The 25,882-nt window shown below is 54.3% G+C and carries 22 protein-coding genes and 2 tRNA genes; 12 read left to right on the top strand and 12 right to left on the bottom strand.

Annotation, left to right across the window (positions count from 1 at the left end):
- Positions 1-110 precede the first annotated feature (110 nt).
- On the top strand, positions 111-1,766 hold the full coding sequence (locus Q3C19_RS02635; RefSeq protein ID WP_302727039.1) for an AMP-binding protein: 1,656 nt from the start codon (positions 111-113) through the stop codon (positions 1,764-1,766).
- 155 nt (positions 1,767-1,921) lie between these two features.
- Here the strand turns inward: Q3C19_RS02635 and Q3C19_RS02640 are convergent, their stop codons facing one another.
- The 8 genes from Q3C19_RS02640 to prmC form a co-directional block, all read right to left on the bottom strand.
- A complete protein-coding gene (locus Q3C19_RS02640; protein ID WP_302727041.1) occupies positions 1,922-4,111 on the bottom strand; it encodes an alpha-galactosidase in 2,190 nt (729 codons plus the stop codon).
- Positions 4,112-4,339: 228 nt separating this feature from the next.
- A tRNA-Leu gene (locus Q3C19_RS02645) sits at positions 4,340-4,424 on the bottom strand.
- A 25-nt stretch (positions 4,425-4,449) separates the two neighbouring features.
- Positions 4,450-4,525, bottom strand: a tRNA-Gly gene (locus tag Q3C19_RS02650).
- Between the two features lie 288 nt (positions 4,526-4,813).
- Complete coding sequence (gene argH, locus Q3C19_RS02655; RefSeq protein ID WP_277120479.1) at positions 4,814-6,154, bottom strand: argininosuccinate lyase; 1,341 nt, start codon at positions 6,152-6,154, stop codon at positions 4,814-4,816.
- A gap of 44 nt (positions 6,155-6,198) precedes the next feature.
- Positions 6,199-6,609 carry a hypothetical protein gene (locus tag Q3C19_RS02660; protein ID WP_022161889.1) on the bottom strand — a complete coding sequence of 137 codons (411 nt, stop codon included), beginning with the start codon at positions 6,607-6,609 and terminating at the stop codon, positions 6,199-6,201.
- Between the two features lie 95 nt (positions 6,610-6,704).
- Positions 6,705-7,343 carry an orotate phosphoribosyltransferase gene (gene pyrE, locus Q3C19_RS02665; protein WP_287640799.1) on the bottom strand — a complete coding sequence of 213 codons (639 nt, stop codon included), beginning with the start codon at positions 7,341-7,343 and terminating at the stop codon, positions 6,705-6,707.
- Between the two features lie 81 nt (positions 7,344-7,424).
- Entirely contained in the window at positions 7,425-7,907 is a 483-nt protein-coding gene (locus Q3C19_RS02670; RefSeq protein ID WP_302727045.1) for a regulatory protein RecX, read from the bottom strand.
- Complete coding sequence (gene prmC, locus Q3C19_RS02675; RefSeq protein WP_302727047.1) at positions 7,904-8,740, bottom strand: peptide chain release factor N(5)-glutamine methyltransferase; 837 nt, start codon at positions 8,738-8,740, stop codon at positions 7,904-7,906. Before prmC ends, Q3C19_RS02670 begins: the two co-directional genes overlap by 4 nt.
- 58 nt (positions 8,741-8,798) lie before the next feature.
- Here prmC and ribD point away from each other — a divergent pair, with 58 nt between their 5' ends.
- From ribD to Q3C19_RS02725, 10 genes are all read left to right on the top strand, one after another.
- Positions 8,799-9,845: a bifunctional diaminohydroxyphosphoribosylaminopyrimidine deaminase/5-amino-6-(5-phosphoribosylamino)uracil reductase RibD gene (gene ribD / locus Q3C19_RS02680; protein WP_302727049.1), complete on the top strand. Its 1,047-nt coding sequence runs from the start codon at positions 8,799-8,801 to the stop codon at positions 9,843-9,845.
- 140 nt (positions 9,846-9,985) lie between these two features.
- Complete coding sequence (locus Q3C19_RS02685; RefSeq protein WP_302727051.1) at positions 9,986-11,350, top strand: DUF6242 domain-containing protein; 1,365 nt, start codon at positions 9,986-9,988, stop codon at positions 11,348-11,350.
- Positions 11,351-11,431: 81 nt separating this feature from the next.
- Positions 11,432-12,166, top strand: coding sequence for an isoprenyl transferase (locus Q3C19_RS02690; protein WP_071148489.1), 735 nt, complete (start codon positions 11,432-11,434; stop codon positions 12,164-12,166).
- 28 nt (positions 12,167-12,194) lie between these two features.
- A complete protein-coding gene (gene bamA, locus Q3C19_RS02695; RefSeq protein WP_071148488.1) occupies positions 12,195-14,849 on the top strand; it encodes an outer membrane protein assembly factor BamA in 2,655 nt (884 codons plus the stop codon).
- Between the two features lie 228 nt (positions 14,850-15,077).
- A complete protein-coding gene (locus Q3C19_RS02700) occupies positions 15,078-15,593 on the top strand; it encodes an OmpH family outer membrane protein (RefSeq protein WP_022161900.1) in 516 nt (171 codons plus the stop codon).
- 84 nt (positions 15,594-15,677) lie between these two features.
- Positions 15,678-16,184 (top strand): OmpH family outer membrane protein, encoded by a 507-nt coding sequence (locus Q3C19_RS02705; RefSeq protein ID WP_022161899.1) that lies wholly within the window; start codon positions 15,678-15,680, stop codon positions 16,182-16,184.
- A 116-nt stretch (positions 16,185-16,300) separates the two neighbouring features.
- Positions 16,301-17,143, top strand: a complete 843-nt coding sequence (gene murI, locus Q3C19_RS02710) for a glutamate racemase (protein ID WP_302727054.1) — start codon at positions 16,301-16,303, stop codon at positions 17,141-17,143.
- Positions 17,144-17,237: 94 nt separating this feature from the next.
- Entirely contained in the window at positions 17,238-17,477 is a 240-nt protein-coding gene (locus Q3C19_RS02715; protein WP_022161897.1) for a DUF2007-related protein, read from the top strand.
- A gap of 31 nt (positions 17,478-17,508) precedes the next feature.
- Entirely contained in the window at positions 17,509-18,642 is a 1,134-nt protein-coding gene (proB, locus tag Q3C19_RS02720) for a glutamate 5-kinase (protein WP_302727056.1), read from the top strand.
- Positions 18,643-18,760: 118 nt separating this feature from the next.
- Entirely contained in the window at positions 18,761-20,008 is a 1,248-nt protein-coding gene (locus tag Q3C19_RS02725) for a glutamate-5-semialdehyde dehydrogenase (protein ID WP_302727058.1), read from the top strand.
- A gap of 2 nt (positions 20,009-20,010) precedes the next feature.
- On the opposite strand, the gene Q3C19_RS02730 is transcribed toward Q3C19_RS02725, so the two are convergent.
- Together Q3C19_RS02730 and Q3C19_RS02735 are read right to left on the bottom strand one after the other, a co-directional pair.
- Positions 20,011-21,141 (bottom strand): porin, encoded by a 1,131-nt coding sequence (locus tag Q3C19_RS02730; RefSeq protein ID WP_368045226.1) that lies wholly within the window; start codon positions 21,139-21,141, stop codon positions 20,011-20,013.
- A 451-nt stretch (positions 21,142-21,592) separates the two neighbouring features.
- Complete coding sequence (locus Q3C19_RS02735; RefSeq protein ID WP_302727062.1) at positions 21,593-23,362, bottom strand: right-handed parallel beta-helix repeat-containing protein; 1,770 nt, start codon at positions 23,360-23,362, stop codon at positions 21,593-21,595.
- A gap of 220 nt (positions 23,363-23,582) precedes the next feature.
- Here Q3C19_RS02735 and Q3C19_RS02740 point away from each other — a divergent pair, with 220 nt between their 5' ends.
- Positions 23,583-24,539, top strand: coding sequence for an acetylornithine carbamoyltransferase (locus Q3C19_RS02740; protein ID WP_302727064.1), 957 nt, complete (start codon positions 23,583-23,585; stop codon positions 24,537-24,539).
- Positions 24,540-24,673: 134 nt separating this feature from the next.
- Here the strand turns inward: Q3C19_RS02740 and Q3C19_RS02745 are convergent, their stop codons facing one another.
- Positions 24,674-25,060, bottom strand: a complete 387-nt coding sequence (locus tag Q3C19_RS02745; RefSeq protein WP_022163919.1) for a rhodanese-like domain-containing protein — start codon at positions 25,058-25,060, stop codon at positions 24,674-24,676.
- 144 nt (positions 25,061-25,204) lie between these two features.
- The gene (locus Q3C19_RS02750; protein ID WP_302727066.1) at positions 25,205-25,879 is read right to left on the bottom strand and encodes a NigD-like C-terminal domain-containing protein; all 675 of its coding nucleotides are present in this window, start codon (positions 25,877-25,879) and stop codon (positions 25,205-25,207) included.
- Between the last annotated feature and the right edge of the window lie 3 nt (positions 25,880-25,882).

Raw genomic sequence — 25,882 nt, forward strand, 5'->3', positions numbered from 1 at the left:
GACAGCTTGTCCGGATTCTTCGTTATTCGTTCTTCATTCTTCATTCAAACAGAGATTCTTCATTCTTAATTCTCAATTCTTCATTAAAAAGATTCTTCATTACAACAACTATGATAGAAAGATTTCTAAAACAGACCACATTTACCTCACAACAGGACTTCAAAGAGAACCTGAAAATAAACGTACCCGAGAACTTCAACTTCGGCTACGACGTCGTCGACGCCTGGGCAGCCGAACAACCCGATAAACCCGCCCTGCTCTGGACCAACGACAAGGGCGAACACCGCCAGTTCACCTTCGCCGACATGAAGCGCTACACCGACCAGACGGCCAGCTACTTCCAAAGCCTTGGCATCGGCCACGGCGACATGGTGATGCTCATCCTGAAACGCCGTTACGAATTCTGGTTCAGCATTGTGGCCCTGCATAAGCTGGGAGCCGTTGTCATCCCCGCCACCCATCTGCTGACGAAGAAAGACATCGTCTACCGCTGCAACGCTGCCGACATCAAAATGATTGTCTGCGCAGGCGAAACGGTCATCACCGACCACATCACCGCCGCCATGCCTGAGTCGCCTAGCGTGAAGTGCCTGGTCAGCGTAGGTCCCGAAGTGCCCGAAGGCTACGAAGACTTCCACAAGGGCATCGAAGCAGCCGCACCCTTTGTTCGCCCCGAACACGTCAACACCAACGACGACATCTCGCTGATGTACTTCACCAGCGGTACCACGGGCGAACCCAAGATGGTGGCTCACGACTTCACCTACCCGCTGGGACACATCGTGACGGGCTACATCTGGCACAACCTGAAGCCCAACAGCCTGCACCTCACCATCGCCGACACCGGCTGGGGCAAGGCCGTATGGGGCAAACTGTACGGACAGTGGATAGCCGGAGCCAACGTCTTCGTCTACGATCACGAGAAGTTCACGCCCGCCGACATCCTGCAGAAGATTCAAGACTATCACGTCACCTCGCTTTGCGCGCCGCCCACCATCTTCCGCTTCCTCATCCACGAAGACCTGACGAAGTACGACCTGTCTTGTCTGGAGTACTGTACCATCGCCGGCGAAGCCCTGAACCCCGCCGTGTTCGAGACCTTCAAGAAACTGACCGGCATCCGTCTGATGGAAGGATTCGGGCAGACCGAAACCACCCTGACCGTAGCCACCATGCCCTGGATGGAACCCAAACCCGGCAGCATGGGCTTGCCCAATCCGCAATACGATGTCGACCTCATCGACCACGAAGGCCGCTCGGTAGAAGCCGGTGAGCAGGGACAAATCGTCATCCGCACCGACAAGGGTAAGCCCCTCGGCCTCTTCAAAGAGTACTACCGCGATCCCGAACGTACCCGCGAAGCCTGGCACGACGGCATCTACTACACGGGCGACGTGGCCTGGAAGGACGAAGACGGCTACTTGTGGTTTGTTGGCCGTGCCGACGATGTCATCAAGAGTTCGGGCTACCGCATCGGCCCGTTCGAAGTAGAAAGCGCGCTGATGACCCATCCTGCCGTTGTAGAGTGTGCCATCACCGGTGTACCCGACGAAATCCGCGGTCAGGTAGTGAAAGCCACCATCGTCCTCTCCAAAGCCTACAAGGACAAGGCCGGCGACGCCCTCATCAAGGAACTTCAGAACCACGTGAAGAAGGTGACCGCCCCCTACAAGTACCCGCGCGTCATCGAGTTCGTCGACGAACTGCCCAAGACCATCAGCGGAAAGATCCGCCGTGTGGAGATACGGAAGAACGACGAGAAATAATAAGCAGTAGCTATTATGTCATTAAAAATTCCCAGTTAGGAAAAAATTTTTTCCTAACTGGGAATTTATTTTTCCCTAACTGGGGAAAAAATACAGGCTACTTATAGCCATTCTGCAACCCTGCACAAGGCAAACAGACGGCTGCTGCCCAATCCTCAATCAACCACCTCGAACAGCAGCGCCAGGCTCGAATACTCTGCCCGCAATGCGGATGCTACAGACAGTCCTGCCTCCTTAAGTATCTTGCCGCTGATGACTTTGCCGTTCAGGGCCGAGGGCTTCTGCTCATTTTCCGGTGTAAGGTCGGTGATGCGGTATGTTTTGTTTTCGTCCAAACCGGAAAGTACGACGTCGGGCATAAGCTGGTTGAGGAAATGCTCTGTCTTATAAACAAACAGTACAGCCTTATCCTTTTCGGGAGCGGCATACATCAGGGAAGCAATTCCTTTCTTGTCGTACGGAGATACAAGGCGGTAAAGATCGCCAAACTGTACAACCGGACGTATCTTCTTGTACGCAGCTATGGCTCGTCCGGCAAATGCCTTATCGGCATCGGTCATGTCCTTGGGCTGTATTTCCATGCCAAGGCGGGCGGATATGGCAACGTCGAAACGGTATTTCAGCGGAAGTACCCTGCCGGTCTGGTGATTCCTGTTGGCGCTTACATGAGAAGCCATCGCTATGGACGGATAGAAATTGGAAACGCCCCACTGCATATAGATGCGTTGCAAGGCATCCGTATCATCGCTCGTCCAGAATTCGTTGAAATAAGGCAGGAAACCGTAATTCACTCTACCTCCGCCACTGGCGCATGCCTGAATCACCAGATTCGGATATTTTGCACGAATGCGCTCCAATACTTTATTCATGCCCCGGTGATACTCGATGTAGATGTGCGACTGTTTCTGACTGGGCAGATAGTGGGAACCGTAGTTCATAAGAGCCGCGTTGGCATCCCATTTGATATAAGCTATTTCGGGATATTCGGTCATCAGTTTGTCGACTACGCCGAATACAAAGTCCTGCACTTCCGGATTGGTCAGGTCCAGCACAACCTGGCTTCCTCCACGTCCGGTCGTAAGCGGGCGATTGTCCTGGCTCAGTACCCAGTCGGGATGCTTCTCAAACAGTTCGCTTTTGGTGTTGGCCATTTCCGGTTCAATCCAGATGCCAAACTTGATATTATGTTTTTTGGCCGAAGCCAGAAGCCCTCCGATGCCTTCGGGCAGTTTTTCCTTGCAGACGGTCCAGTCGCCCAAACTTGTTTTGTCGTCATTGCGCGGATATTTGTCGCCAAACCATCCGTCGTCCATTACGAACAGTTCGCCGCCCATTGCCGACATGTCTTTCATCATCTGGTCCATTCCTTCCTGATTGACATTGAAGTACACGCCTTCCCAACTGTTCAGCAGGATGTCGCGTTCTTTGTTCCCCTGATTCAGCTTGTACGCCCGGGCCCATCTGTGGAATGCACGGCTCACGCCGCCCTTGCCTTCGGAACTGTAGGTCATGGCCAGTTCGGGAGTTACGAACGTTTCTTTAGGCTCTAAAACATAGTGCGAAACTTCCTCGTTTATTCCTGCGATTACATTGATTCTTGAGTTGTCTGCAATAATCTTCATCAGATAGTTTCCGCTCCATGCCAACGATGCTCCGATCACCCTTCCGTTTTCTTCCTGCGGGCAACCATCCAAAGTGAGCATAAACGACGGATTGTCTGTCTGCGTATTGCGTATTCCCTCCTTGTTGGCTATTACCTTCTGTCCGTTGGTCAGCTTCTCTTCTTCCATCATGTTTTCGGCGCCCCACGTACCGTGAAAATGAGTCAGCCAGTTATCGGCCCGCTTGACCGGCAGCGATGCAGAGGCGAACTTGTACAGGGTAAGCGCCTTCTTTGCGTTATTGGTTATTTCGACCCATGTCGAGATGACGTCCGTTCCCTTATACGCCTTGTAATACTGCTTGACAACCAAAGGATAGACTTTGTCCTTCAGCGTGATTTCGGTTATATCCGCTTCCTCGTCCGAGTACTGCCTTACTCCTTCCACAACCAGGTCGACCGACATATTGCCGTCCGAATGTGCCACGGCAAAAGCTTTCTCGCCATACGAACTGATGCCGAAGCACGGATAAGTTTCTGCCCAGTATGCCAGACCGGCATTGTATATGCCGTCTATTTCATTCTCGGCGATTCTCGTTCCGTAATACTGGAACCTTGCCTGTTTTCCCTCGTCAGCCTTGATAAGCAATGAGGTGTGCCGCGTTGATACCAAATAGTCTTTTGCCGCCAGTGTCCCTGCCGACAATGCTCCTAAAAGAAGCAATCCTAAAAATTTCCCATTCATACGTATTCAATCTGTTATTATAATACAACCTATGTGCAATATTCGCAAAATAATCTGACATCTGCAAGCAAATGGGCAAGAGGTTACAGGGGATGCAAGGGCGAAGCGGTAGGATGCGAAGTTGGGAAGGGGGAATGAATCTTTCAAGATTTATGTAAACTCGACGCAACCGCCTCAAAACAAAAATCGCAACCAGCTGTCATCCAGATGATTGCGATTTTTATTTCGTACTCGAAGCGGGACTTGAACCCGCACAGCCGCAATGGCCAAGGGATTTTAAGTCCCTCGTGTCTACCGATTCCACCATTCGAGCATCCATAAATAGGAAGGGGAACAAATGGAGCGGAAAACGAGACTCGAACTCGCGACCCCAACCTTGGCAAGGTTGTGCTCTACCAACTGAGCTATTTCCGCAGGTCGTTTTTGAAGAACGGGTGCAAAGATAAAGACTTTCACCATTACCACCAAACTTTTCGACAAAAAACTTGCTTTTTCTTCCAACCCTTCTGCCTGTTGAGGAGAAATCGCCCCGACGGCAACAAGGCGAAACACCCTGCTCAGGGCTCGCCAGAAGGGCTTTTGCAGGACACTTGCACGGCTCGCGAGCAATGCAAGTGTGGCTCGCGAGCCACACAAGTATTCCACAAATGGATTGCAAGTGTCCTACAAACGGGCTGCAAGTGCCCCGAAAAGGGGTACTTATCAGCGGCCCAGCAGGGCACGTTCGGCCTGCTCCATGCCTTCGAAGTGGAAACCGTCGACTACCTGCTGCATCAGGTCCGCGATGGCGTCGTTGCACAGGTTGCCGATGCTGCCTTCGTGCGTGTGGTGCACTTCCTTGCAAGGGGTGAAGCGGCCGGCTTCGATGTCGAGGCCCACCTTCTTGTAGGCATCGCGGAAGGGCATTCCCTCGCGGGCCAGGCGGTTCACTTCTTCGACGCTGAAGATGAGCGAGTAGCGGTCGTCGTCGAGGATGTGCTCGTTCACCTTGATTTCGTTCATGATGTAAGTGGCCATCTGCAAGCAATCCTTCAGCTCCTCGAATGCGGGCAGGAAAACTTCTTTGATGATCTGCAGGTCGCGGAAGTAGCCCGAGGGCAGGTTGTTGGCTATCATCATGATCTGCTGGGGAAGCGACTGTATCTTGTTGCACTTGGCGCGGGTCAGTTCGAAGACGTCGGGGTTCTTCTTGTGGGGCATGATGCTGGAACCGGTGGTGCAGTCGTCGGGCAGCTTGACGAAGCCGAAGTTCTGGCTGTTGAACATGCAGGCATCGAAGGCCAGCTTGGACAGCGTTCCTGCGATGGTGGCCAGGGCGAAGGCAACGTTGCGCTCCATCTTGCCGCGTCCCATCTGTGCGTAGACCACGTTGTAGTTCAGCGAGTCGAAGCCCAGCAGACGGGTGGTCATCGTGCGGTTCAGGGGGAAGGACGAACCGTATCCGGCAGCGGAGCCGAGCGGATTGCGGTTGCACATCTTGAAGGCGGCTTGCAGGAAGAGCATGTCGTCGACCAGGCTTTCGGCGTAAGCACCGAACCACAGTCCGAACGACGAAGGCATGGCTATCTGCAGATGAGTGTAGCCGGGCATCAGTACGTCCTTGTAGCGTTCGCTCTGGCGGATGAGGACGTGAAACAGCTGTTCGACGGCTTCGGCTATCTCCTTAATCTGTGCGCGGGTGAAGAGCTTCAGGTCGAGCAGCACCTGGTCGTTGCGCGAGCGTCCGCTGTGTATCTTCTTGCCAACATCGCCCAGGCGGCGGGTCAGCATCAGTTCTACTTGCGAGTGTACGTCTTCCACTCCGTCTTCTATCACGAATTCTCCTTTTTCGGCCTGCGCGTAGATGTCCTTCAGCGCGGCAAGCAGCTGTTTCAGTTCGTCGGCAGTCAGCAGACCGATGCTTTCGAGCATGGTGATGTGGGCCATGGAGCCAAGTACGTCGTGCTTGGCCAGGTAGAGGTCCATTTCACGGTCGCGTCCCACCGTGAAGCGTTCGATGTCTTTGTTTACTTGAACGGATTTCTCCCAAAGTTTCTGAGCCATATCTTGTATTGAGGTGTTTAAGGGTTAATGAAACGTTTCGTGCATCAATAGGGTATCATCGACAGCATCTCGGCCATCTTCTCCACGCCGTCCTGCAGGGGTTTCTGCACCATGGCTTTCATGAAGGGGTTCAGCTCCAGGCCGATGGTCAGCTTCATTTTGCATTCGTTTTCGGCCGTGGGCAGTATCTGTATCCACAGGTTGAAGGGCAGCGGCGAGGTGGTGGTGCCGAACTTGATGCATTTGCAGGGTTCTTTTTCCACAATCTGCAAGGTGATTTTTCCTACGGGCGGCACTTCTACCGACAGGCTTTCGGCGTCGAAGGTCAGGTTCTTCACCTTGTCTTCGGGCAGGCGGTCCTTTACTTTCTCCAGGTTGTTCAGGTCGGACAGTTTCTCGTAGACAGCAGCCTGCGAGGCGGCTATCATCTTAACGCTACTTTCGAATTTGATCATATATCACGGGTTCTTTAAAGACAAAAAAAGAATCATTCGGACAATAACTATCCGAACAATTCTTTCATCATACAAAAATATTTTCCAAACAGTATTTATTTACCGGCATCCCAATGAGCGGGGTCTTTACGCCATTCGTTCAGCGTTTCGATGTCAGACTCTTCGATGTAACCGGTACGCAAAGCCACTTCCATGACAGCTTCGTAGTTGGTCAGTGTCACCAACGGCACTTTAGCGTCCTTGAATGCCTTTTCGGCAACCGGGAAACCGTACGTGTAGGCAGCTACCATACCTATAACTTCGCATCCGTCGCGGCGGATGGCATCGACAGCTTTCAGGCTGCTTCCGCCTGTCGAGATAAGGTCTTCTACTACTACGACTTTCATTCCCGGACGAAGTTCACCTTCAATCAGGTTCTCCAATCCATGGTCTTTCGGCGTGGAACGTACGTATACGAACGGCAGATTCAGCGCGTCGGCCACCAGTGCACCCTGCGGGATGGCTCCGGTTGCTACGCCGGCAATGGCGTCGACCTGTCCGAAACGTTCCAGGATAATACGCGTAATCTCTACTTTCACAAAGTTACGCAAAGAAGGATAAGACAATGTTTTGCGATTGTCACAATAGAATGGAGATTTCCATCCGGAAGCCCAAGTGAAAGGGTTAGCCGGTTGTAACTTGATCGCTTTAATCTTCAGCAATTTTTCTGCAAACAATCTTTCCAAAGTTTTCATAGCAAACTAACTTATGATAAATACGAATGCAAAAATAAGGAAAGAGAATGATATTTGAAAAAGGAAAGGCGATATTTTTTTTTAGTCCGCCTCACAGAGCTCCTCATCGGGGATATCGATGCAGCGCCGTATGTCTTTCAGCTCGAAACCACGGCTCAGGGCGAACCGTATCAGTTTGGCATTCAGCTCGAATTCGCTTGCCGCGCGGACGCTTTTCCGCTTGGCAGCCAGCAAGCCGCGCAGCACGCTCAGGTAGTCGGCCTCGTCTATCTCGTTGAGCAACGGCAGGTAAACCAGCTTCGGAATCTTCTTCAGCTGCAACGCCTGACCTATCTTCACCTTGCCCCACTTGGCCAGGCGATACTTGTCGCGCACGAAAGCACGACAGAAGCGTTCTTCATCGATATACTTCTCCTGTTCGAGGCGGTCGGCCACACGGTTTACGACCTCGTAGGGCAGTCCCCAGCGTTGCATCTTCTCTACAATCTCGGCACGGCAATGCTCGGCAGCGGCACAATAAGCCGCCACTTTGCGGAAAGCGTCATTTTCTGTGATTTCTGTCATTTCTTAGCTATTACAAACCGGTCATTTCCGGAAATATCTTGTTCGACGAAGGCTTCGGAATACCCCATCTGCCGCAGCATCTCTACGGTGTCGGGGCCGAAAGCCCGGTTGATTTCAAAGTACAGCTTGCCACCCGGCACCAGCAAGTCGATGCCCAGCTGCGCAATGCGGCGATAAAAGCGAAGCGGATCATTGTCGGGCACAAACAGGGCCAAAGCCGGCTCCCAGTCGAGCACATTACGCTCCATATCGGCCTGTTCGGCCTCGGTCACGTACGGCGGATTGCTCACAATCACGTCGTAGCACTCGCGTCCGTCGGGCTGATAGGTCAGCACATCATGCTGCTCGAAGCGCACCGACGCGCCCAGCGAATCGTTATTGCCGCGCGCCACGGCCAGTGCTTCGTCCGACACGTCCCATGCCCGTACGTCGGCCTCGGGCAGTTCACACGACAGGCTGACGGCGATACACCCGCTGCCCGTACCCACATCCAATATCCGCGCCGTGGGCGACACCTGCTTCAACATCCTCTCCACCAGCTCTTCAGTTTCGGGACGGGGAATCAGCACCCCGGGCTTCACGCGGAACGTCCGCCCCAGAAAACGGGCAAAGCCCTGAACGTACTGCACAGGCTCAAAATTGCACAGGCGCGAAAGAATGCTTTCCAATTCCTGTTCAACGTTTGAAGATAAAATCATATCTTTGCCCAAGTAATAGTCGACCGTGCTTTGCCCCAGAAGTTCGCAACAGACAATCTTGGACAAAGCGGCAGCCTCCTGCCGGGAATAACATTCCTGCAGCCGGTGGCGAATATACGAAACGGTTACACTCATGAACGGGTCGGGCTGAATTTGCCCGCAAAAATACGAAAATCCGAAAAACGACACTGTAATGGAAGAAGAAAAATACATGCGCCGCTGCATCCAACTGGCCCAAAACGGCCTGTGCAGCACAGCCCCCAATCCCATGGTAGGCGCCGTCATCGTCTGCGACGGACGCATCATCGGCGAAGGCTACCACGTGCGCTGTGGCGAGGGCCACGCCGAAGTCAACGCTATCCGCTCCGTGAAAGATCCCTCCCTGCTGCGACGGTCCACCATCTACGTCAGCCTGGAGCCTTGCTCACACTACGGGAAGACGCCTCCCTGCGCCGACCTCATCATCGAGAAAGGCATTCCCCGCATCGTCGTAGGTTGTCAGGACCCCTTTTCGAAAGTAGCTGGTCGGGGCATACAGAAGCTGCGCGATGCCGGACGCGAAGTCGTGGTAGGCGTGCTCGAAGCCGAGTGCCGGCACCTCATCCGCCGCTTCATCACCTTCCACACACACCGCCGCCCCTACGTCACACTGAAGTGGGCCGAATCGGCCGACGGCTACATCGACACGCTTCGCGACGGCGGAAGCCCCGTTGTATTGTCCAACCCGCTGACCGCCATGCTGGTACACAAACAGCGCGCCGAGCACAGCGCCATCCTGGTAGGCACGCGAACCGCCCTCCTCGACAATCCTTCGCTGACCGTGCGCCACTGGTACGGCCATTCGCCCGTGCGTGTCGTGCTCGACCGCAACCTGTCGTTGCCAACCAGTCTGCATCTGTTCGACGGTACCGTCCCCACACTGGTCTTCACCGCCCGACAGGCCACTTCGACCCACAACGTAGAGTACATCCAGGCCGACTACACACGCCCCCTGCTTCCGCAAATCATGGAGACACTGTATCAGCGCGGCCTGCAATCGTTGCTGGTCGAGGGTGGCAGCCAGCTGCTGCAATCGTTCATCGACAGCTCGCTGTGGGACGAAGCCTTCGTCGAAAAGACTCCCTTGATGCTACACAACGGCGTCAGTGCTCCCCGCATGGACAGTCATTTTTCTTACGACACCGTGCAGCATTTCGGGCACGACGTTCGTCATTACTATGCAGAAAGGCTCTGTAAATAGCCTACATCGAGAAGTTTTTGGTCGGCAAAAACGGCCTCATTATCTATAATTTTATATAAAACTTCTCCATAAAGCTGTTTAGAGAAAAAATTGTTCCTATTTTTGCAACTTGTAAATAAACACTATCGTACGAAAAAGAAATGAGAATAAAATTTTTATCTGTTATTGCGTGTTTTCTGCTCATGTCTATAGCCATCAGTTCGTGCCTCAGCTCGGACGACGAATACGAGGTTAGTTCCGATGCCACCGTACATGCCTTCGGTCTGGACACTATCCACGGAAAACACTATCCATTCACTATTGACCAAGTCAAACGAGAAATCTACAATATAGACTCCCTGCCAGTAGGCTCCGACACCATCATCGACAGTATCCTCATCGATACTTTCTACGTCACGGGCTATGTCACTTCAGGGAACATCACCGACACCATACTGAACATCAACAACTATCAGAACCTGACCGGAGCCGCAACCGTCGAAGGCCTGAAGTTCAAAATCTACGCAGCCGACGGACTCACAACCCGCGACTACACGCTGCGCATCAACATCCATCAACAGGAACCCGACTCCCTGCAATGGACCAACATGACCGACCGCATTGCCGGATTCCCCTCCGCCTCCATCGCCAACCGCCAGAAAGCCGTGACGCTGGACAACAACCTGCTGGTATACGTGCTGGAGGGTACATCGCTTACCGCATACCGCACTTCGACCAAGACATTCAACAGCTGGGAGCAGATCAGCGTACAGGGACTTCCCGCACTCGACCGTATCCCCGCCTTTGTCAAGAACAGCAATGAAACAGTCAGCCCGCAAGCCGATGCCGAAGACGTCTTGTATGCCTCGACCGGCGATGGCAACGTTTACCGCTCGACCGACGGTATCAGCTGGAACCTTGTAGAAGCACTGAGCGGCAACGTAGAAACACTGATAAGCAGTTTCCAGGGACAACTGATCGGTATACTGGGTCACGAAGGCAATTCCTACCTCGTCACAGCACAGGAAGGCAACACCGCCTGGCCGGCCATCGACAGCAACACGCCGACCGTACCCGAAGAATTCCCCACCGAAAACATCTACTCCACAGAATTCCAGACAGCCAACATGCTGGATGAAATCATGATCGTGGGCAAAACCACCGGAGAGAAAATCATTCCGTGGGCATACGACGGACACGACTGGGCACAGATGGATCCCGGAACTTCGTACGACAGTTATTGCCTGACTGCCAACATCGGCTACTATCCGTCCATCATCTATTATGGCGGACAGTTCTACATCACGGGCGAACGGCTGCAAAACTTCTACAAGTCCGATGCCGGACTGGCATGGTACAAGACCGAAAGCATGTTCCTGCTGCCGAAGGACGTAGAACTGCGAGGCAACTACTCGCTGGCCGTCGACAACGACAACTTCATCTGGCTGGTAATAGGCCAGTCGAGCGGCACACCGAACGAAGTTTGGCGCGGACGTCTCAACCGGTTGGGATTCAAACAGCAATAACCGGACAGCGGCACCAGCCGCACACCTTTTTTCCATTACATATATATAAGGAATAGGAAAACACCAAAAGAAGCAAGAGAGATGCAAGATACAGAGCAAATAGATTTAAACCGGATACCACGACACGTAGCCATTATCATGGACGGGAACGGACGATGGGCCAAACAGCGCGGACACGAACGCAGTTTCGGGCACCAGGCCGGAGCCGAAACCGTGCACATCATCGCCGAAGAAGCGGCACGGCTGGGCATCAAGTACCTGACGCTGTACACCTTCTCCACCGAGAACTGGAACCGCCCCTCCGAAGAAGTGGCCGCACTGATGAGCTTGCTTTTCGAGAGCATCGAAGAGGAGACGTTCATGAAGAACAACATCAGCTTCCGCATCATCGGCGATATAGCCAAACTGCCCGCCAACGTGCAGGAAAGGCTACAAGCCTGTGTGGAACATACATCGGCCAACACCGGCATGTGTCTGGTCCTCGCACTCAGCTATTCGGCACGATGGGAAATCACCGAAGCCACCCGGCAGATAGCCCGCCTGATCAAGGACGGAACGCTGCAGCCGGAGCAGATTGACAGCGAACTCATTTCGCAGCATCTGGCCACCAACTTCATGCCTGACCCCGACTTGCTGATACGTACCGGCGGAGAAATCAGACTGAGCAACTACCTGTTGTGGCAATGCGCCTACTCCGAACTCTACTTTTGCGATACATATTGGCCCGACTTCCATGCCGAAGAGTTGCGGAAAGCTATCTGCGACTATCAGAAGCGGGAACGCCGGTTCGGAAAAACCAGTGAACAAATCAAATAAACCAAAACATATTTAATCATTACTATAAATGCATTATCGTATTTTCTCCTTATTCGTGGCGTTTATCTGCCTCTTCGGCTGCGCAATGACCACTGCGGCACAAGAACAACAAGATTCTACAGCCACTGCCGGCGAACAGAATGAAAAACCGGTCATTCTCTACTCGGGACAACCCAAGAAGTATGAGATTGCAGACATCAAAATAGAAGGAGCCAAGAACTATGAAGATTATGTCATCATCGGGCTGTCGGGACTGTCGAAAGGACAAGTCATCACCATCCCCGGCGAAGAAATCACCGAAGCATGCCGCCGCTACTGGAGGCACGGCCTCTTCTCCGACGTCCGCATCGAAGCCGACAAGATAGAAGGAGACAAAATCTGGCTGACCATCCACCTGTCCATGCGTCCACGTGTGTCAGACATACGCTACCACGGCGTGAAGAAGTCCGAACGTGAGGACCTCGAATCACGTGTGGCACTGCTCAAGGGAAACCAGATCACCCCCAACGCCATCGACCGCGCCAAAACCCTCATCAAGCGTTACTTTGACGACAAGGGATTCAAGAACGCCGAAGTCCTCATCACACAGAAGGACAACCCCGAGAAGGAGAACGAAGTTATCGTCGACATCACCATCGACAAGAAGGAGAAAGTGAAAGTGCACGAAATCACCATCGTCGGCAACCAGGCCCTCACCACCAAGAAGCTGAAACGGGTGATGAAGAAGACCAACGAAAAAGGCAAGCTCATCAACCTGTTCCGTACGAAGAAGTTTGTTGAAGAGAACTACGAAGCCGACAAGCAACTCATTATAGACAAGTATAACGAGCTGGGGTACCGCGACGCTATGATCGTGAAGGACAGCGTAAGCCCCTATGACGAGCGTACCGTCAACGTATTCATGCAAATCGACGAAGGCCAGAAGTACTACCTGCGCAACGTAACGTGGGTGGGTAACACGCTCTACACCTCCGAATACCTGAACTTCCTGTTGCAGATGAAGAAGGGCGACGTATACAACCAGAAGCTTTTGGACGAACGACTCAACTCGGACGACGACGCCATCGGTAACCTTTACTACAACAACGGTTACCTGTTCTACAGCCTCGAACCCGTGGAAGTGAACATCGTTGGCGACTCCATCGACCTGGAAATGCGTATCTACGAAGGACGCCAGGCCACCATCAACAAAGTCAGCATCAACGGTAACGACCGCTTGTACGAGAACGTAGTACGCCGCGAGCTCCGTACACGTCCCGGCGAGCTGTTCAGCCGTGAAGACCTGATGCGTTCTATGCGTGAAATACAGCAGATGGGACACTTCGACCCCGAACAGATCACGCCCGACATACAGCCCCGACCCGAAGACGGTACCGTGGACATAGGCTACAATCTTATCTCGAAAGCCAATGACCAGGTAGAATTCTCGGCCGGATGGGGACAGACGGGTATCATCGGAAAGCTGAGTCTGAAGTTCACCAACTTCTCACTGGCCAACCTGCTGCACCCGGGCGAAAACTACCGAGGCATCCTGCCGCAGGGCGACGGACAGACACTGACCATCAGCGGACAGACCAACGCCAAGTACTATCAGTCGTACAGCATATCGTTCTACGACCCCTGGTTCGGCGGCAAGCGCCCCAATGCCTTCTCCGTATCGGCATTCTATTCGCGCCAGACCGACATCAGCAGCCAGTACTATAACGATGCCTACCTGAACAGCTACTACAACAGCTACTACAGCGGACTGTACGGCTACGGTATGTACAACTACGGCAACTATACCAGCTACGAAAACTATTACGACCCCGACAAGTCCATACAGATGTGGGGACTTTCGGCCATGTTCGGTAAACGTCTGAAGTGGCCCGACGACTACTTCCAGTTCACCGCCGAGCTGTCGTACCAACGCTACCACATGCGCGACTGGCAGTATTTCCCCGTCACCAACGGTAAGTGCAACGACCTGAGTATCATCCTCACCCTGTCGCGAAGCTCTATCGACAACCCGATCTACCCGCGTACCGGTTCCGAGTTCTCGTTGTCTGCACAGCTCACACCGCCCTACTCAGCCTTCGACGGAGTGGACTACAGCAAGTACAACACCAACAACCAGGACGACATGAACAAGATGCACAAGTGGGTAGAATACCATAAGTGGAAATTCAAATCGAAAGTCTACATCCCGCTGGCCGACCCCATCACCGTAAAACGTACGCCGGTCATCATGGGACGTGCCGAATTCGGTTTGCTGGGCCACTACAACAAGTATAAGAAGTCGCCTTTCGGTACCTTCGACGTGGGTGGTGACGGTATGACCGGTTACTCCTACTACGCAACCGAGACCATCGCCCTGCGCGGATACGAAAACAGCTCATTGACACCTTACGGCAACGAAGGTTACGCCTACACCCGTCTGGCACTCGAACTGCGCTACCCGTTGATGCTCGAAACCAGTACAACCATCTACGCACTGGCCTTCGCCGAAGCAGGTAACGCATGGCACGACGTGAACAAGTTCAATCCCTTCGACCTGAAGCGTTCGGCCGGTGTTGGTGTCCGCATCTTCCTGCCGATGATCGGTATGATGGGTATCGACTGGGCTTACGGTTTCGACCCCGTGCTTGGATCGAAGCAATACGGCGGAAGCCAGTTCCACTTCATCCTGGGACAAGAGTTCTAAACCGCCCTGCGGAACCCCGCAAAACGGTGCGTCGAGCCACACTTGTACGGCTCATGAGCCACACTTGCACGGCTCGCGAGCCACACTTGCATTGCTCACGAACCGTACTTGCATTACTCACGAGCCATGCTTGCACCGCTCGGACAAGACAAAAAACACAGCTTCGGCCCACGCGAAAGCCTCCGGCCGAAGCCAACAGACAATAATAACCTAAAAAGAACGGACGTTATGAAAAAGAGTGTTTTACTAATGTTTACGCTGTTGGCCATGTGTCTGACAGCTCAGGCGCAGAAGTTCGCACTGATCGACATGGAATACATCCTGAAGAACATCCCCGCCTACGAAGAAGCCAACACCCAGCTCGAACAGGCCTCGCGCCAGTGGCAGGCCGAAGTAGACAAACTTGCCCAGGAAGCCAAAACCCTGTACGAGAACTACCAGAACGCCGGCAGCAAACTGACCGACGCCCAACGGAAACAGAAAGAAGACCAGATTGTAGAAAAAGAAAAATCGGCCGCCGAACTGCGACGCAAATACTTCGGCCCCGAAGGCGAACTGGCCAAACAGCGCAACGAACTGATGCGCCCCATACAGGACGACATCTACAACGCCGTCAAGCAGATTGCCACCCAGCAGGGATATGCTGCCGTCATCGACCGCGCCTCGGCCAGCAGCATCATTTTTGCCTCGCCAAGCATCGACATCAGCAATGAAGTCCTCGCAAAGATGGGATATTCAAATTAATTTCATAAATTTGCTACCGATAGCCGGAACAACTGGTTAACACTGAAGAAGAAGAGAATAATAATCATTAAAACAATAAACGTTATGCTTAAAAAATTCGCACTTGCCATTGCATTGTTCGCACTCCCGCTGGGAGCTATGGCACAACAGAAGTTCGCTCACATGAACTCACAGGAAGTTATCACCGTAATGCCCGAATTCACTAAGGCACAGGCCGACCTCGACGCACTGGCCAAACAATACCAGAAGGAAATGGAAACCGGTGAAGCCGAACTCAACAAGAAGTATCAGGAATTCCTGCAACAGGCAGATTCACTGCCCCAGAACATCGCAGAAAGACGTCAGAAAGAAATTCAGGACATGGCACAGCGCCAGCAACAATTCCAGCAGGAAGCTGCACAGGCCATGCAGAAAGCACAGACCGATGCCATGGCACCTATCTACAAGAAGCTCGATGAAGCCATTCAGGCAGTGGGCAAGGCAGAAGGCGTAATCTACATCTTCGACCTGGCACGTACTTCCATTCCCTACATCGGAACAGAAAGCATCGACTTGACAGCCAAAGTCAAGACACAACTGGGCATCAAATAACAAGCCCCTCCTTACATTACTCACCACAGACCGCCACCGGCCAGCACACGCCCACATCCTGTGGCAACCCGTGCAACAGCCGCGACCGTCTGTGGTGAATTTGTTTTAGTACCACTATGAAACAGAACCTCCCCACCACGCCCGGCCCCATCGGCGTCTTCGACTCCGGATACGGCGGACTCACCATCCTCAGCAAGATTCGCGAGGCACTGCCCCAATACGACTACATCTACCTGGGCGACAATGCCCGTGCCCCTTACGGCACACGCTCGTTCGAAATCGTCTACCTGTTCACCCTGCAAGCCGTCACCAAACTCTTCGAAATGGGATGCCACCTCGTCATCCTGGCTTGCAACACAGCCTCGGCCAAAGCCCTGCGAAGCATCCAGATGAACGACCTCCCCACGCTCGACCCCACCCGCCGTGTGCTGGGCGTCATCCGTCCCACCGTCGAGTGCATCGGCAACATCACTCGCAACGGACACGTAGGCATACTGGCAACAGCCGGCACCATCAAGTCCGAATCCTATCCCCTCGAAATCCGCAAGCTCTATCCCGACATCAGCGTCAGCGGCGTAGCCTGCCCGCTATGGGTATCGCTGGTGGAGAACAACGAAGCCACCGGCCCCGGTGCCGACTACTTCGTGCGCAAGTACATCGACCAGCTGCTCACCCTCGACCCGCTGACCGATACCGTCATTCTGGGTTGCACCCACTATCCGCTGCTGCTGCCTAAGATACAGCAATACATGCCCGCCCACATCCGCACCGTGGCCCAGGGTGGACTCGTAGCCGAAAGCCTGAAAGACTACCTGCACCGCCATCCCGAGATGGACGCCCGCTGCACCCGTCAGGGCACCTGCAGGTATTACACCACCGAAGCCACCGAGAAATTCTCCGAGTCGGCCTCCACTTTCCTCAACCGGAAGATAGACGTGCAGCACATCACACTGGAATAAATCAGTCCCGCCGGCAAAAGCTTTTCACTCAAACCCTTGTTTTTCTCACAAACTGCACTAACTTTGTGGGAAAAACCATCAAATTCATAATAATATGAAAGAAAAAGACACAAGTAAACTCATCGAAGTGTTCAAGGGTTCCCTGTGGGAAGCCGAACTGGTGAAAAGCCTGCTTGGAAACGCAGAAGTAGAGTGCGCGTTGAAAGACGACATGGTGGTGAACGTAGCCGTGCCCGCTACCGCAATCGACGTAAGTGTGCTGGTCAACGAGAAAGACTTTGAAGCGGCCATGGAAGTGGTGCGCGAATACGAAAAGAAGAAAATCGCAGAATAACCCTGCACACAACCATCCAGAATCACAAATAATGAATCGACTGACAAGAATAGCCGTCAAGATAGGCAGCAACGTACTGACACGCCGCGACGGCACACTGGACATTACACGCATGTCGGCACTCGTCGACCAGGTAGCAGCCCTGCATAAGGCAGGCACCGAAGTGATTCTCGTTTCCTCTGGAGCCGTCGCTTCAGGGCGAAGCGAGCTGTGCCCGGCCAAACGGCTGGATAGCGTCGAGCAACGCCAGCTGTTCTCTGCCGTGGGCCAGGCCAAACTCATCAACCGCTATTACGAGCTCTTCCGCGAACACAAGATAGCCGTAGGCCAGGTGCTCACCATGAAAGAGAGCTTCGGCACACGCCGCCACTACCTGAACCAGAAAAGCTGCATGACCGTCATGCTTGAGAACGGTGTCATCCCCATCGTCAACGAAAACGATACCATCGCCGTCAGCGAACTTATGTTCACCGACAACGACGAACTCAGCGGACTTATCGCCACCATGATGGACGCACAGGCCCTCATCATACTGAGCAACATCGACGGCATCTACGACGGGCCGCCTTCCGACCCCAGCTCGGCAGTCATTACCGAGATAGCCCACGACCGCAACCTGTCCGACTGCATACAGGCTTCGAAGTCCAGCTTCGGACGCGGCGGCATGCTTACGAAAACCAACATCGCCCGCAAGGTGGCAGCCGAGGGCATCACCGTCATCATAGCCAACGGCAAGCGCGACAATATCCTGAACGACATCGTGGACAACGAAAACGCACGACTGACGGCTCCGGCCGACAGCCAACCGGCAACCCCGCTGCCCCACCCCGACCTGCTGTACACCCGCTTCGTAGCCTCGCCCCAACCCGTGTCGAGCGTCAAGAAGTGGATAGCCCACAGCGAAGGCTTTGCCAAAGGCCGGCTGCACCTCAACCCGCAGGCCGCACAGATACTGGCGTCGAGCCGCGTGGCCAGCATCCTGCCTGTAGGGATCACCCGCATCGAAGGCGACTTCGAGCGCGACGATTTGGTGCGCATCATTGCCCCCGACGGCACACCCATCGGCGTAGGCAAGGCCAACTGCGACGCCGCACAGGCCCGCGAGGCCATGGGCAAGCACGGTAAGAAGCCCGTGGTGCACTACGACTACCTGTACATTGAATAAATGAAGAATGAGGAATGAAAAATGAAGAATGAACAATGGACTATAACGTCATAAGAATAATTCCAACCCATCCCCTTCGTTTTTAATTATTAATTATTAACTTTTAAATGTCTACACCATGAATTTGAACGATACATTCGCCGCCGTACAGTCGGCCAGTCGCGAACTACTGGCACTGAGTGACCAGACTATCAACGACATACTGCTGGCCGTGGCCGACGCCACCCTGGCCAACACCGACTACATCCTACAGGAAAACCGCAAGGACCTGGAGCGCATGAATCCTGACAATCCCAAGTACGACCGCCTGAAACTGACTGCCGAACGCCTGGCCGACATTGCCGCCGACACGCGCAAGGTAGCCTCGCTGCCGTCGCCTTTGGGTCGTGTGCTCAAGCAGAACGTATTGCCTAACGGCCTCCGGCTGCGCCGCGTCAGTGTGCCTTTCGGTGTCATCGGTATCATCTACGAAGCACGGCCCAACGTCAGCTTCGACGTCAGCGCCCTGTGCCTGAAGAGCGGAAACGCCTGCATCCTGAAGGGTGGCAGTGACGCCGACTGCTCCAACCGCGCCATCGTGAGCGTGATACACCAGGTGCTCGAACGCTTCGGCGTCAATCCGCACGTGGTCGAACTGTTGCCAGCTACCCGCGAAACCACAGCCGAACTGCTCCACGCCGAAGGCTACGTCGACCTCATCATTCCGCGCGGCAGCAGCAGCCTCATCCAGTTCGTGCGGCAGAACGCCAGCATCCCCGTCATCGAGACCGGCGCAGGCATCTGTCATACGTACTTCGACCGCTACGGAGACCTGAAGAAAGGTGCCCCCATCATCCAGAACGCCAAGACGCGCCGCGTCAGTGTCTGCAACGCGCTGGACTGCCTGATTATCGACTCCTCGCGCCTGACCGACCTGCCTGAACTCTGCATGCCGCTCGACCCTTATTCTGTCACCATCTACGCCGACCCGCGCGCCTATGAGGCATTGGAGAACTTTTACCTGCCCGAACTTCTGCAACCTGCCAGCCCCGAAGATTTCGGCACCGAGTTTCTGGATTACAAGATGGCCATCAAGACCGTCGACTCCATCGACGAAGCTCTGGAGCACATCCGCCGCTACGGCTCGAAGCATAGCGAGTGCATCGTGACCGAGAATGCCGAACACGCCGAACGCTTCTGCCGCGACGTCGATGCCGCCTGCGTCTACGTCAACGCGCCCACCTCGTTCACCGACGGCGCACAGTTCGGACTAGGTGCCGAGATAGGTATCAGCACCCAGAAGCTGCACGCCCGCGGCCCCATGGCTCTGGAGGAAATCACCACCTACAAGTGGATCATCGAGGGCGAAGGCCAGATACGGAAATAGACTCAGAACACGGGTATCGTATAGACCAGCCCCAGCGAAACGCGCTGCGCCGAGTAGCCCTCGGCGCCCAGCGAGCGGGCACGGGCGGTGAGCCCGTAGTTCTTGTAAAGCAGATGCAGGAAGATGCGCAATTCGCTGTTCTTCATCGGAAAATATTCCCCGCACAGTTGTACGTTCCACGTGCGGCGGTACAGGCCCTTCTCGTAAGGGCCGTTTTCTTTATATACGCTCCCCGTTTCGTAGGCGCCTTTCACATAGACGTTCCAACTGGGGTGCAGGCGGTAATCAAAATTCAGGATGGTGGTGAAGTAGGACACGTGTTGCGCCGTCACACCGCCGTCGGGCAACGAAGCCGAAAGTTCGCTCACCAATCCCTTCGTATCAATCCCTTCGCGCGAGTACATGAAGTCGACGTAGGCCACGACGGGACCTTTCTCCCACACGTTGCCCGCCGTCAGATAGAGGATGTCGCGCTTGCGGGCCAACTCGCCCCACGAAACGGAGTAACGCATGTTCAGGGCGCGGTTCAGGAAGTAGCCGTCCCAGTTGAGGGTGGAGAGTACGGGCACCCGCACCTTGCCCACGTCCTGAGGTGCCCCGTAAAGGAAAGCGCCATCGTCCTTGGCGGCGGAGTTGTTCACCACCTGCACGTTCAGCGTCTGCGTGGGCGAAAGGCTGACGGCTCCGTTCACACCCGCCTGATAGCACTCGATGTAGTTGTTGAAGTCGCTGAACTCGCGCACGCGGATGGCATCCACCCAGTATTCGTAACCGCTCAGCTGGATAGCCTGCTTGCCCACGGTGAGGGCAAAGCGGGGAGCCATGCGCCACGCCACCGACGCCACTTCGACCGACGAGGAAAGGTTGTCGAGCGCGTGCGGGTTGCTGTATTTGTTGAACGACTGCCTGAAGTGGTACGAGAAGTCCTTGCCGAAATCGCCCAGCAACTCCAGCCGCACGCCGTTCAACTTGAAGGCGGCTTCTTCGAGCGAACCGTCGTTGAAGCGGGCCGCCGCCGAGGTGTAGAACTGCAGATTCATGCTGCTGGAACTGATGGACTTTCCACCTTTGGTGAAGCGTTCGAGCAGCGTTCGCCCTTCTTCGGGCTCAATCAGCGGGTCTTGTGCCCGCATCCCCGTACAGGCCGCCAGCAGGCAGGCGCCAAACAGGATTTTCGTCAGATAGTTACAGTGTCTGTTCATATCGGTATGCAGATTCTTGGTTCAGCCGGGCAGGCCGGAGAAAGAATGCCCCGCTCCTGCCCTCTTTACAAATGTAAGGTTTTCATTCCGAAACAGAAACAGAAAGAGGCAGTATTTCCGCCGGGTATGTTCTGAAACATCCGGCAGAAGCCGTCCTCCCCACCCGAAAACGCCCGGAAACACGAGCCACAGACCCCGTTTGTGGGACACTTGTACGGCTCGCGAGCAATGCAAGTGTGGCTCGCGAGCCGTGCAAGTGTGGAACAAATGGAATGCAAGTGTCCTGCAAATGGGGGGCAAGTGCCCCGCAAACAGCCTTCACGGCAGGTGCGGAACGGTAAAACAACCACCCCTACAGTAGTGAACGAAACAGTGCACTGTTCTACTCGGAGATGGAGACATTTGTCACCCTTTCCAGCAGAAAACGGTTACGGTTGGGGTGGAAAGGCGAATAGTCGGTATTGGCACGAATGGTGTTGTTGCGGAACACCAGCCCGTCCACCGATTTGGCGTAGAGGATGGGGACATCAAAAGTATCGAATTCGTTTTCCTCGATAAGGATACCTCCCTCGCGGCCGCCGTGGAAGTAGGCCTGCTGCTTATCCAGTTCGGGTATCTCGGGATAAATGGAGATGACTGCTTTGGTGAACTGATAAAGACTGGTAAGGGCATTGATGAAACGGTTACGGCGAATGACGACATTACGACAAGCACCCGTTTCAAACCATCCGTTGCAGTCGCCACAAAGCAGAATGGCCGTGCCCGAAGTATGGTCGAAAGTATTGCCCTCGACCAGCGTGGGCCGCGGAGTGCTGAAGAGGGCACCGCGCGCCCGGTTGTTGCGGATGAGGTTACCGGTGAACTCCACTTCGGGTGCCCACGTCAGATTTTCGATGCCGAAACCACCCTCGGGGGTGATGTCGGCCTCCAGCGGACGACGGAAAGTAATGGCAAACTCACGTGCACCCTTCACAGTAGGCTTATCGTAAGGACGAATGGAATCAATCACATTGGCCGCGCCGACCGTCTCCATGGTGCGCGAGCGGATGAACTGCACCTCGTCGCCCGCGCGTCCCCACTCGAAACCCCATGACTGGTTGTGCATGTAGCGCGCCACAAGGGTGCGATCGTCCAGCCGGGCAATGACCTTCAGGTAGGTACCATGCACGTTGATGGCATCGTCCATCATGCCTTCATAGCGCCCGTTGCGCGACACGATGCGTCCTTTGCAACCCGAGAAATGGGTAGCGTCGGCCTGCGTGGTGAAGTAGCGCGGATCATCGTCGCCCTTCAGGCAGACGCAGAAACGCTCCAACGTGATGTTCTCGCACAATTGGGCCAGCAATCCCATGCCTTCGGCGTAGTGTACCTGTAGGTTCTCCAAGCGGGTATCGATGTTATGCGAAAGAAAGATTCCGGGCGTAGGGCGTCCCCAACCACGCATCACGAAGATAGTACCCGGGGTAAGTTTCTCGTCCTTCCAGTTGGGCGCCAGCACTGTTTCTGCGTCAATGACACTTGCCCCTTGCGTGTTACAGCCACGGTCGCCCGCATTGTGAACGATGCGGCGGGTGGCCTTCTCGAAAGGAATGCCCCAGCTGTGACGGACAGTCCATCCGGCTCCGTAAGCCTCGAAGACACTGTCCTTACTGATGCGCCACTTCACCCACGGAGCTGGACGGAAGACGGTGCCCTGCTGCGGGTCACTGGACACAATCTCTACCTGCGCAATGTGTGGATTGGCAAAGTCGATACTGAAATTTTTCAGCGTACAGCCCTCCGAACGGAGCAACGAGACAGGCAGCATACGCCCATGAAAGACGAACGACGCGCCCCCGCCGTCGAGCGTAAGGTGTCGGAAGCCTTCGAGCGGAAACCCCACTCGTTTGGGATTGTCCTGATCGTGGTTGGAAATGTAGTATTCGCGTTCGGCCGAACCCTTCTCGTAAAAGTTATAAGTTCCTTCATGGAAGCGGATGACGATACTGTCACCCTCGCGACATTCTTTCTTCACCTTGTCAAGCAGCCGTTGTAGCAGAGGCGATGCATTCTTCGGACTGTCGGCCTTCAGGCCAAAACAGGCTGCATCATACACTTTCACGCCCTGAGCCAGTACCGCCCGTCCGGTACAAAAGAGACTAAACAAAGACAAAAGAAAAAATCTTCCCAAAACATGCGCATTCATCATATTCACGTTACCAACTAAGATTACTAGAAACAGATTTCATTTTGAAGGGAGCACGGCATACGCCAGTAACTCACGATACAAAAATAGACAAAAGTGCTCACCTCATTATCATAAAAAGGCAACTTTTCACAAATTATCGCTATCTTTGCTATCCATACATATACATCAACTAAAGAAGCCGATTATGAAGAATTTTACTTGCGTGCAGGACATCGGTGACCTGAAGTCCGCACTTGCCGAAGCTTTCGAGATAAAGAAAGACCGTTTCAAATACGTAGAACTGGGCCGCAACAAGACGTTGATGATGATCTTCTTCAACTCCAGTCTGCGCACCCGCCTCAGCACACAGAAGGCGGCACTGAACCTGGGCATGAACGTCATTGTGCTCGACATCAACCAGGGTGCCTGGAAGCTGGAGACCGAACGCGGTGTCATCATGGACGGTGACAAACCCGAACACCTGCTGGAGGCCATCCCCGTAATGGGCTGCTATTGCGACGTGATAGGCGTGCGTTCCTTCGCCCGTTTCGAAAACCGTGACTACGACTACAACGAAGTCATTCTGAACCAGTTCATCAAGTACTCCGGCCGCCCCGTCTTCTCCATGGAGGCCGCCACGCGCCACCCGCTGCAGAGCTTCGCCGACCTCATCACCATCGAGGAATACAAGAAGACTGCCCGTCCGAAGGTAGTCATGACCTGGGCTCCACATCCGCGTCCGCTGCCGCAAGCCGTGCCCAACTCGTTTGCCGAGTGGATGAACGCTACCGACTATGAATTCGTCATCACCCATCCCGAAGGCTACGAACTCGATTCGAAGTTCGTGGGCAACGCCCGTGTGGAATACAACCAGATGAAAGCCTTCGAAGGCGCCGACTTCATCTACGCCAAGAACTGGGCCGCCTATACCGGCGACAACTACGGACAGATACTGAGCAAGGACCGCGCCTGGACCGTGAGCGACCGTCAGATGGCCGTGACCAACAACGCCTACTTCATGCACTGCCTGCCCGTTCGCCGCAACATGATTGTGACCGACGACGTCATCGAAAGCCCGCAAAGCATCGTCATCCCCGAAGCTGCCAACCGCGAAATATCGGCTACGGTAGTGCTGAAACGAATGATTGAGGGACTGAAATAAGATACTGCGAACAAAAGGTTCGAATACAGATTACGCGGATTATCACAGATTCATTCCATCGGGTAGCCCCATGTGATAGAATCTGTAATAATCCGCGTAATTCTGTTTATGCTGTGGTGTATACCGGTTTTCCGTTACTTCTCGACCGCCTTTCCGGCCTGTACCCATCCGGTGATACCTTTGTCTAAGTCGTACACCTTATAGCCCTTCTTACTCAGAATACTGGCAGCCTCCTTGCTGCGGCGACCGCTGCGGCAATACAGTGCTACGGGCTTTTCTTTCTGCAAAAGGGAGTCGGCCACCTGGGCAAACCCTTTGTCGAGCACGTTGATGTTAATGCTGCCGGCAATGTGGCCTTCGGAATATTCGGCCACGGTACGTACGTCGAGGCGTTGCACCTCGGGATTGGCAATCAGCGACTCAAACTCATCGGCCGAGACAGACTGGTAGTCGCCACCCTTCTGCTGGCACGAAAACAGCGCCATCACACAGGCGCACAAATTCAGGAATAATATCTTCATACGTTTAATGATTTGAGTTGACAAACAAACATGTTGACAAGCCGGCGGGAACGGGCACAGACGTAAATCTGCGCCACCCGCATCGCCCGCATCCGAAGCATGTTCTTCAGCCTGCAACAGCTTCTTCCGGCTTTCTGCAACCTGTTATTCAGTCACGTCGAATTCGTAGGTCTTCACACCCTCGTCGCTGTCCGTGGTGTGCACGCTGAAGTACACCCGCAGGCTGCGCACATCCTCGTCGTCCAGATACTGCCGCAAGGGCACGGACGCATAGGCGCGCTTGGTGTAGTCCTCTACATCGCTGGTAGCGTCGTGATAGAGGGTGAGGCGGACGGTGGCACAACCTTCGTCGTCGACAGTCACCTCATCCTCGACAAAGCCCAGCGTATGTACTGCCTGCTGCTTCACCGAGAGCACCATGTTCAGGTAACCACATCCCAGCCAGATGCTCGTCACGTCGGCTGGCTTTGTCTTTACACCGCCTTTGAAGCTGTCAACCGGTTTGGGCAGAGGTGCTATGGCCTTGGACAAGGCATACAGGCGTACACCTTCGCCACCATCGGCTGCCGTCTCCAGGCCATAATTGCAGATAACGCGCACCAGCGAGTCGGCATTGATACGCGTGCCCGAGTCGTCGGCCAACACGGTGTAGCGAGCTCCGTCGTCGGTCTGCACCGACTGCAACGTGCCGTCGGCTCCCGAGTAGGCGGTCAAAAACTCCAGTTTCACCGAAGGATAGTAATAGTCGTCATCGTCGCCGCACGACGCAAACAGAGTGGCCAGCAACAGCATCAGCCCGTATAAGCAACCTTTCTTCATAAC

This window comes from Bacteroides sp. ET489 (assembly GCF_030518095.1).
Taxonomy (GTDB): Bacteria; Bacteroidota; Bacteroidia; order Bacteroidales; family Bacteroidaceae; genus Bacteroides; species Bacteroides ndongoniae.

What these genes read in the sequence shown, in the direction of transcription:
- Q3C19_RS02635 (WP_302727039.1), top strand. Translation starts at nt 111, where the DNA reads ATGATAGAAAGATTTCTAAAACAGACCACATTTACCTCACAACAGGAC.
- Q3C19_RS02660 (WP_022161889.1), bottom strand. Translation starts at nt 6,609, where the DNA reads ATGATCAAATTCGAAAGTAGCGTTAAGATGATAGCCGCCTCGCAGGCT.
- murI (WP_302727054.1), top strand. Translation starts at nt 16,301, where the DNA reads ATGAAACAGAACCTCCCCACCACGCCCGGCCCCATCGGCGTCTTCGAC.
- Q3C19_RS02725 (WP_302727058.1), top strand. Translation starts at nt 18,761, where the DNA reads ATGAATTTGAACGATACATTCGCCGCCGTACAGTCGGCCAGTCGCGAA.
- Q3C19_RS02730 (WP_368045226.1), bottom strand. Translation starts at nt 21,141, where the DNA reads ATGCGGGCACAAGACCCGCTGATTGAGCCCGAAGAAGGGCGAACGCTG.
- ribD (WP_302727049.1), top strand. Translation starts at nt 8,799, where the DNA reads ATGGAAGAAGAAAAATACATGCGCCGCTGCATCCAACTGGCCCAAAAC.
- Q3C19_RS02700 (WP_022161900.1), top strand. Translation starts at nt 15,078, where the DNA reads ATGAAAAAGAGTGTTTTACTAATGTTTACGCTGTTGGCCATGTGTCTG.
- pyrE (WP_287640799.1), bottom strand. Translation starts at nt 7,343, where the DNA reads ATGAAAACTTTGGAAAGATTGTTTGCAGAAAAATTGCTGAAGATTAAA.
- argH (WP_277120479.1), bottom strand. Translation starts at nt 6,154, where the DNA reads ATGGCTCAGAAACTTTGGGAGAAATCCGTTCAAGTAAACAAAGACATC.
- Q3C19_RS02715 (WP_022161897.1), top strand. Translation starts at nt 17,238, where the DNA reads ATGAAAGAAAAAGACACAAGTAAACTCATCGAAGTGTTCAAGGGTTCC.
- bamA (WP_071148488.1), top strand. Translation starts at nt 12,195, where the DNA reads ATGCATTATCGTATTTTCTCCTTATTCGTGGCGTTTATCTGCCTCTTC.
- Q3C19_RS02640 (WP_302727041.1), bottom strand. Translation starts at nt 4,111, where the DNA reads ATGAATGGGAAATTTTTAGGATTGCTTCTTTTAGGAGCATTGTCGGCA.
- proB (WP_302727056.1), top strand. Translation starts at nt 17,509, where the DNA reads ATGAATCGACTGACAAGAATAGCCGTCAAGATAGGCAGCAACGTACTG.
- Q3C19_RS02745 (WP_022163919.1), bottom strand. Translation starts at nt 25,060, where the DNA reads ATGAAGATATTATTCCTGAATTTGTGCGCCTGTGTGATGGCGCTGTTT.
- Q3C19_RS02685 (WP_302727051.1), top strand. Translation starts at nt 9,986, where the DNA reads ATGAGAATAAAATTTTTATCTGTTATTGCGTGTTTTCTGCTCATGTCT.
- Q3C19_RS02670 (WP_302727045.1), bottom strand. Translation starts at nt 7,907, where the DNA reads ATGACAGAAATCACAGAAAATGACGCTTTCCGCAAAGTGGCGGCTTAT.
- Q3C19_RS02740 (WP_302727064.1), top strand. Translation starts at nt 23,583, where the DNA reads ATGAAGAATTTTACTTGCGTGCAGGACATCGGTGACCTGAAGTCCGCA.
- Q3C19_RS02705 (WP_022161899.1), top strand. Translation starts at nt 15,678, where the DNA reads ATGCTTAAAAAATTCGCACTTGCCATTGCATTGTTCGCACTCCCGCTG.
- prmC (WP_302727047.1), bottom strand. Translation starts at nt 8,740, where the DNA reads ATGAGTGTAACCGTTTCGTATATTCGCCACCGGCTGCAGGAATGTTAT.
- Q3C19_RS02690 (WP_071148489.1), top strand. Translation starts at nt 11,432, where the DNA reads ATGCAAGATACAGAGCAAATAGATTTAAACCGGATACCACGACACGTA.
- Q3C19_RS02750 (WP_302727066.1), bottom strand. Translation starts at nt 25,879, where the DNA reads ATGAAGAAAGGTTGCTTATACGGGCTGATGCTGTTGCTGGCCACTCTG.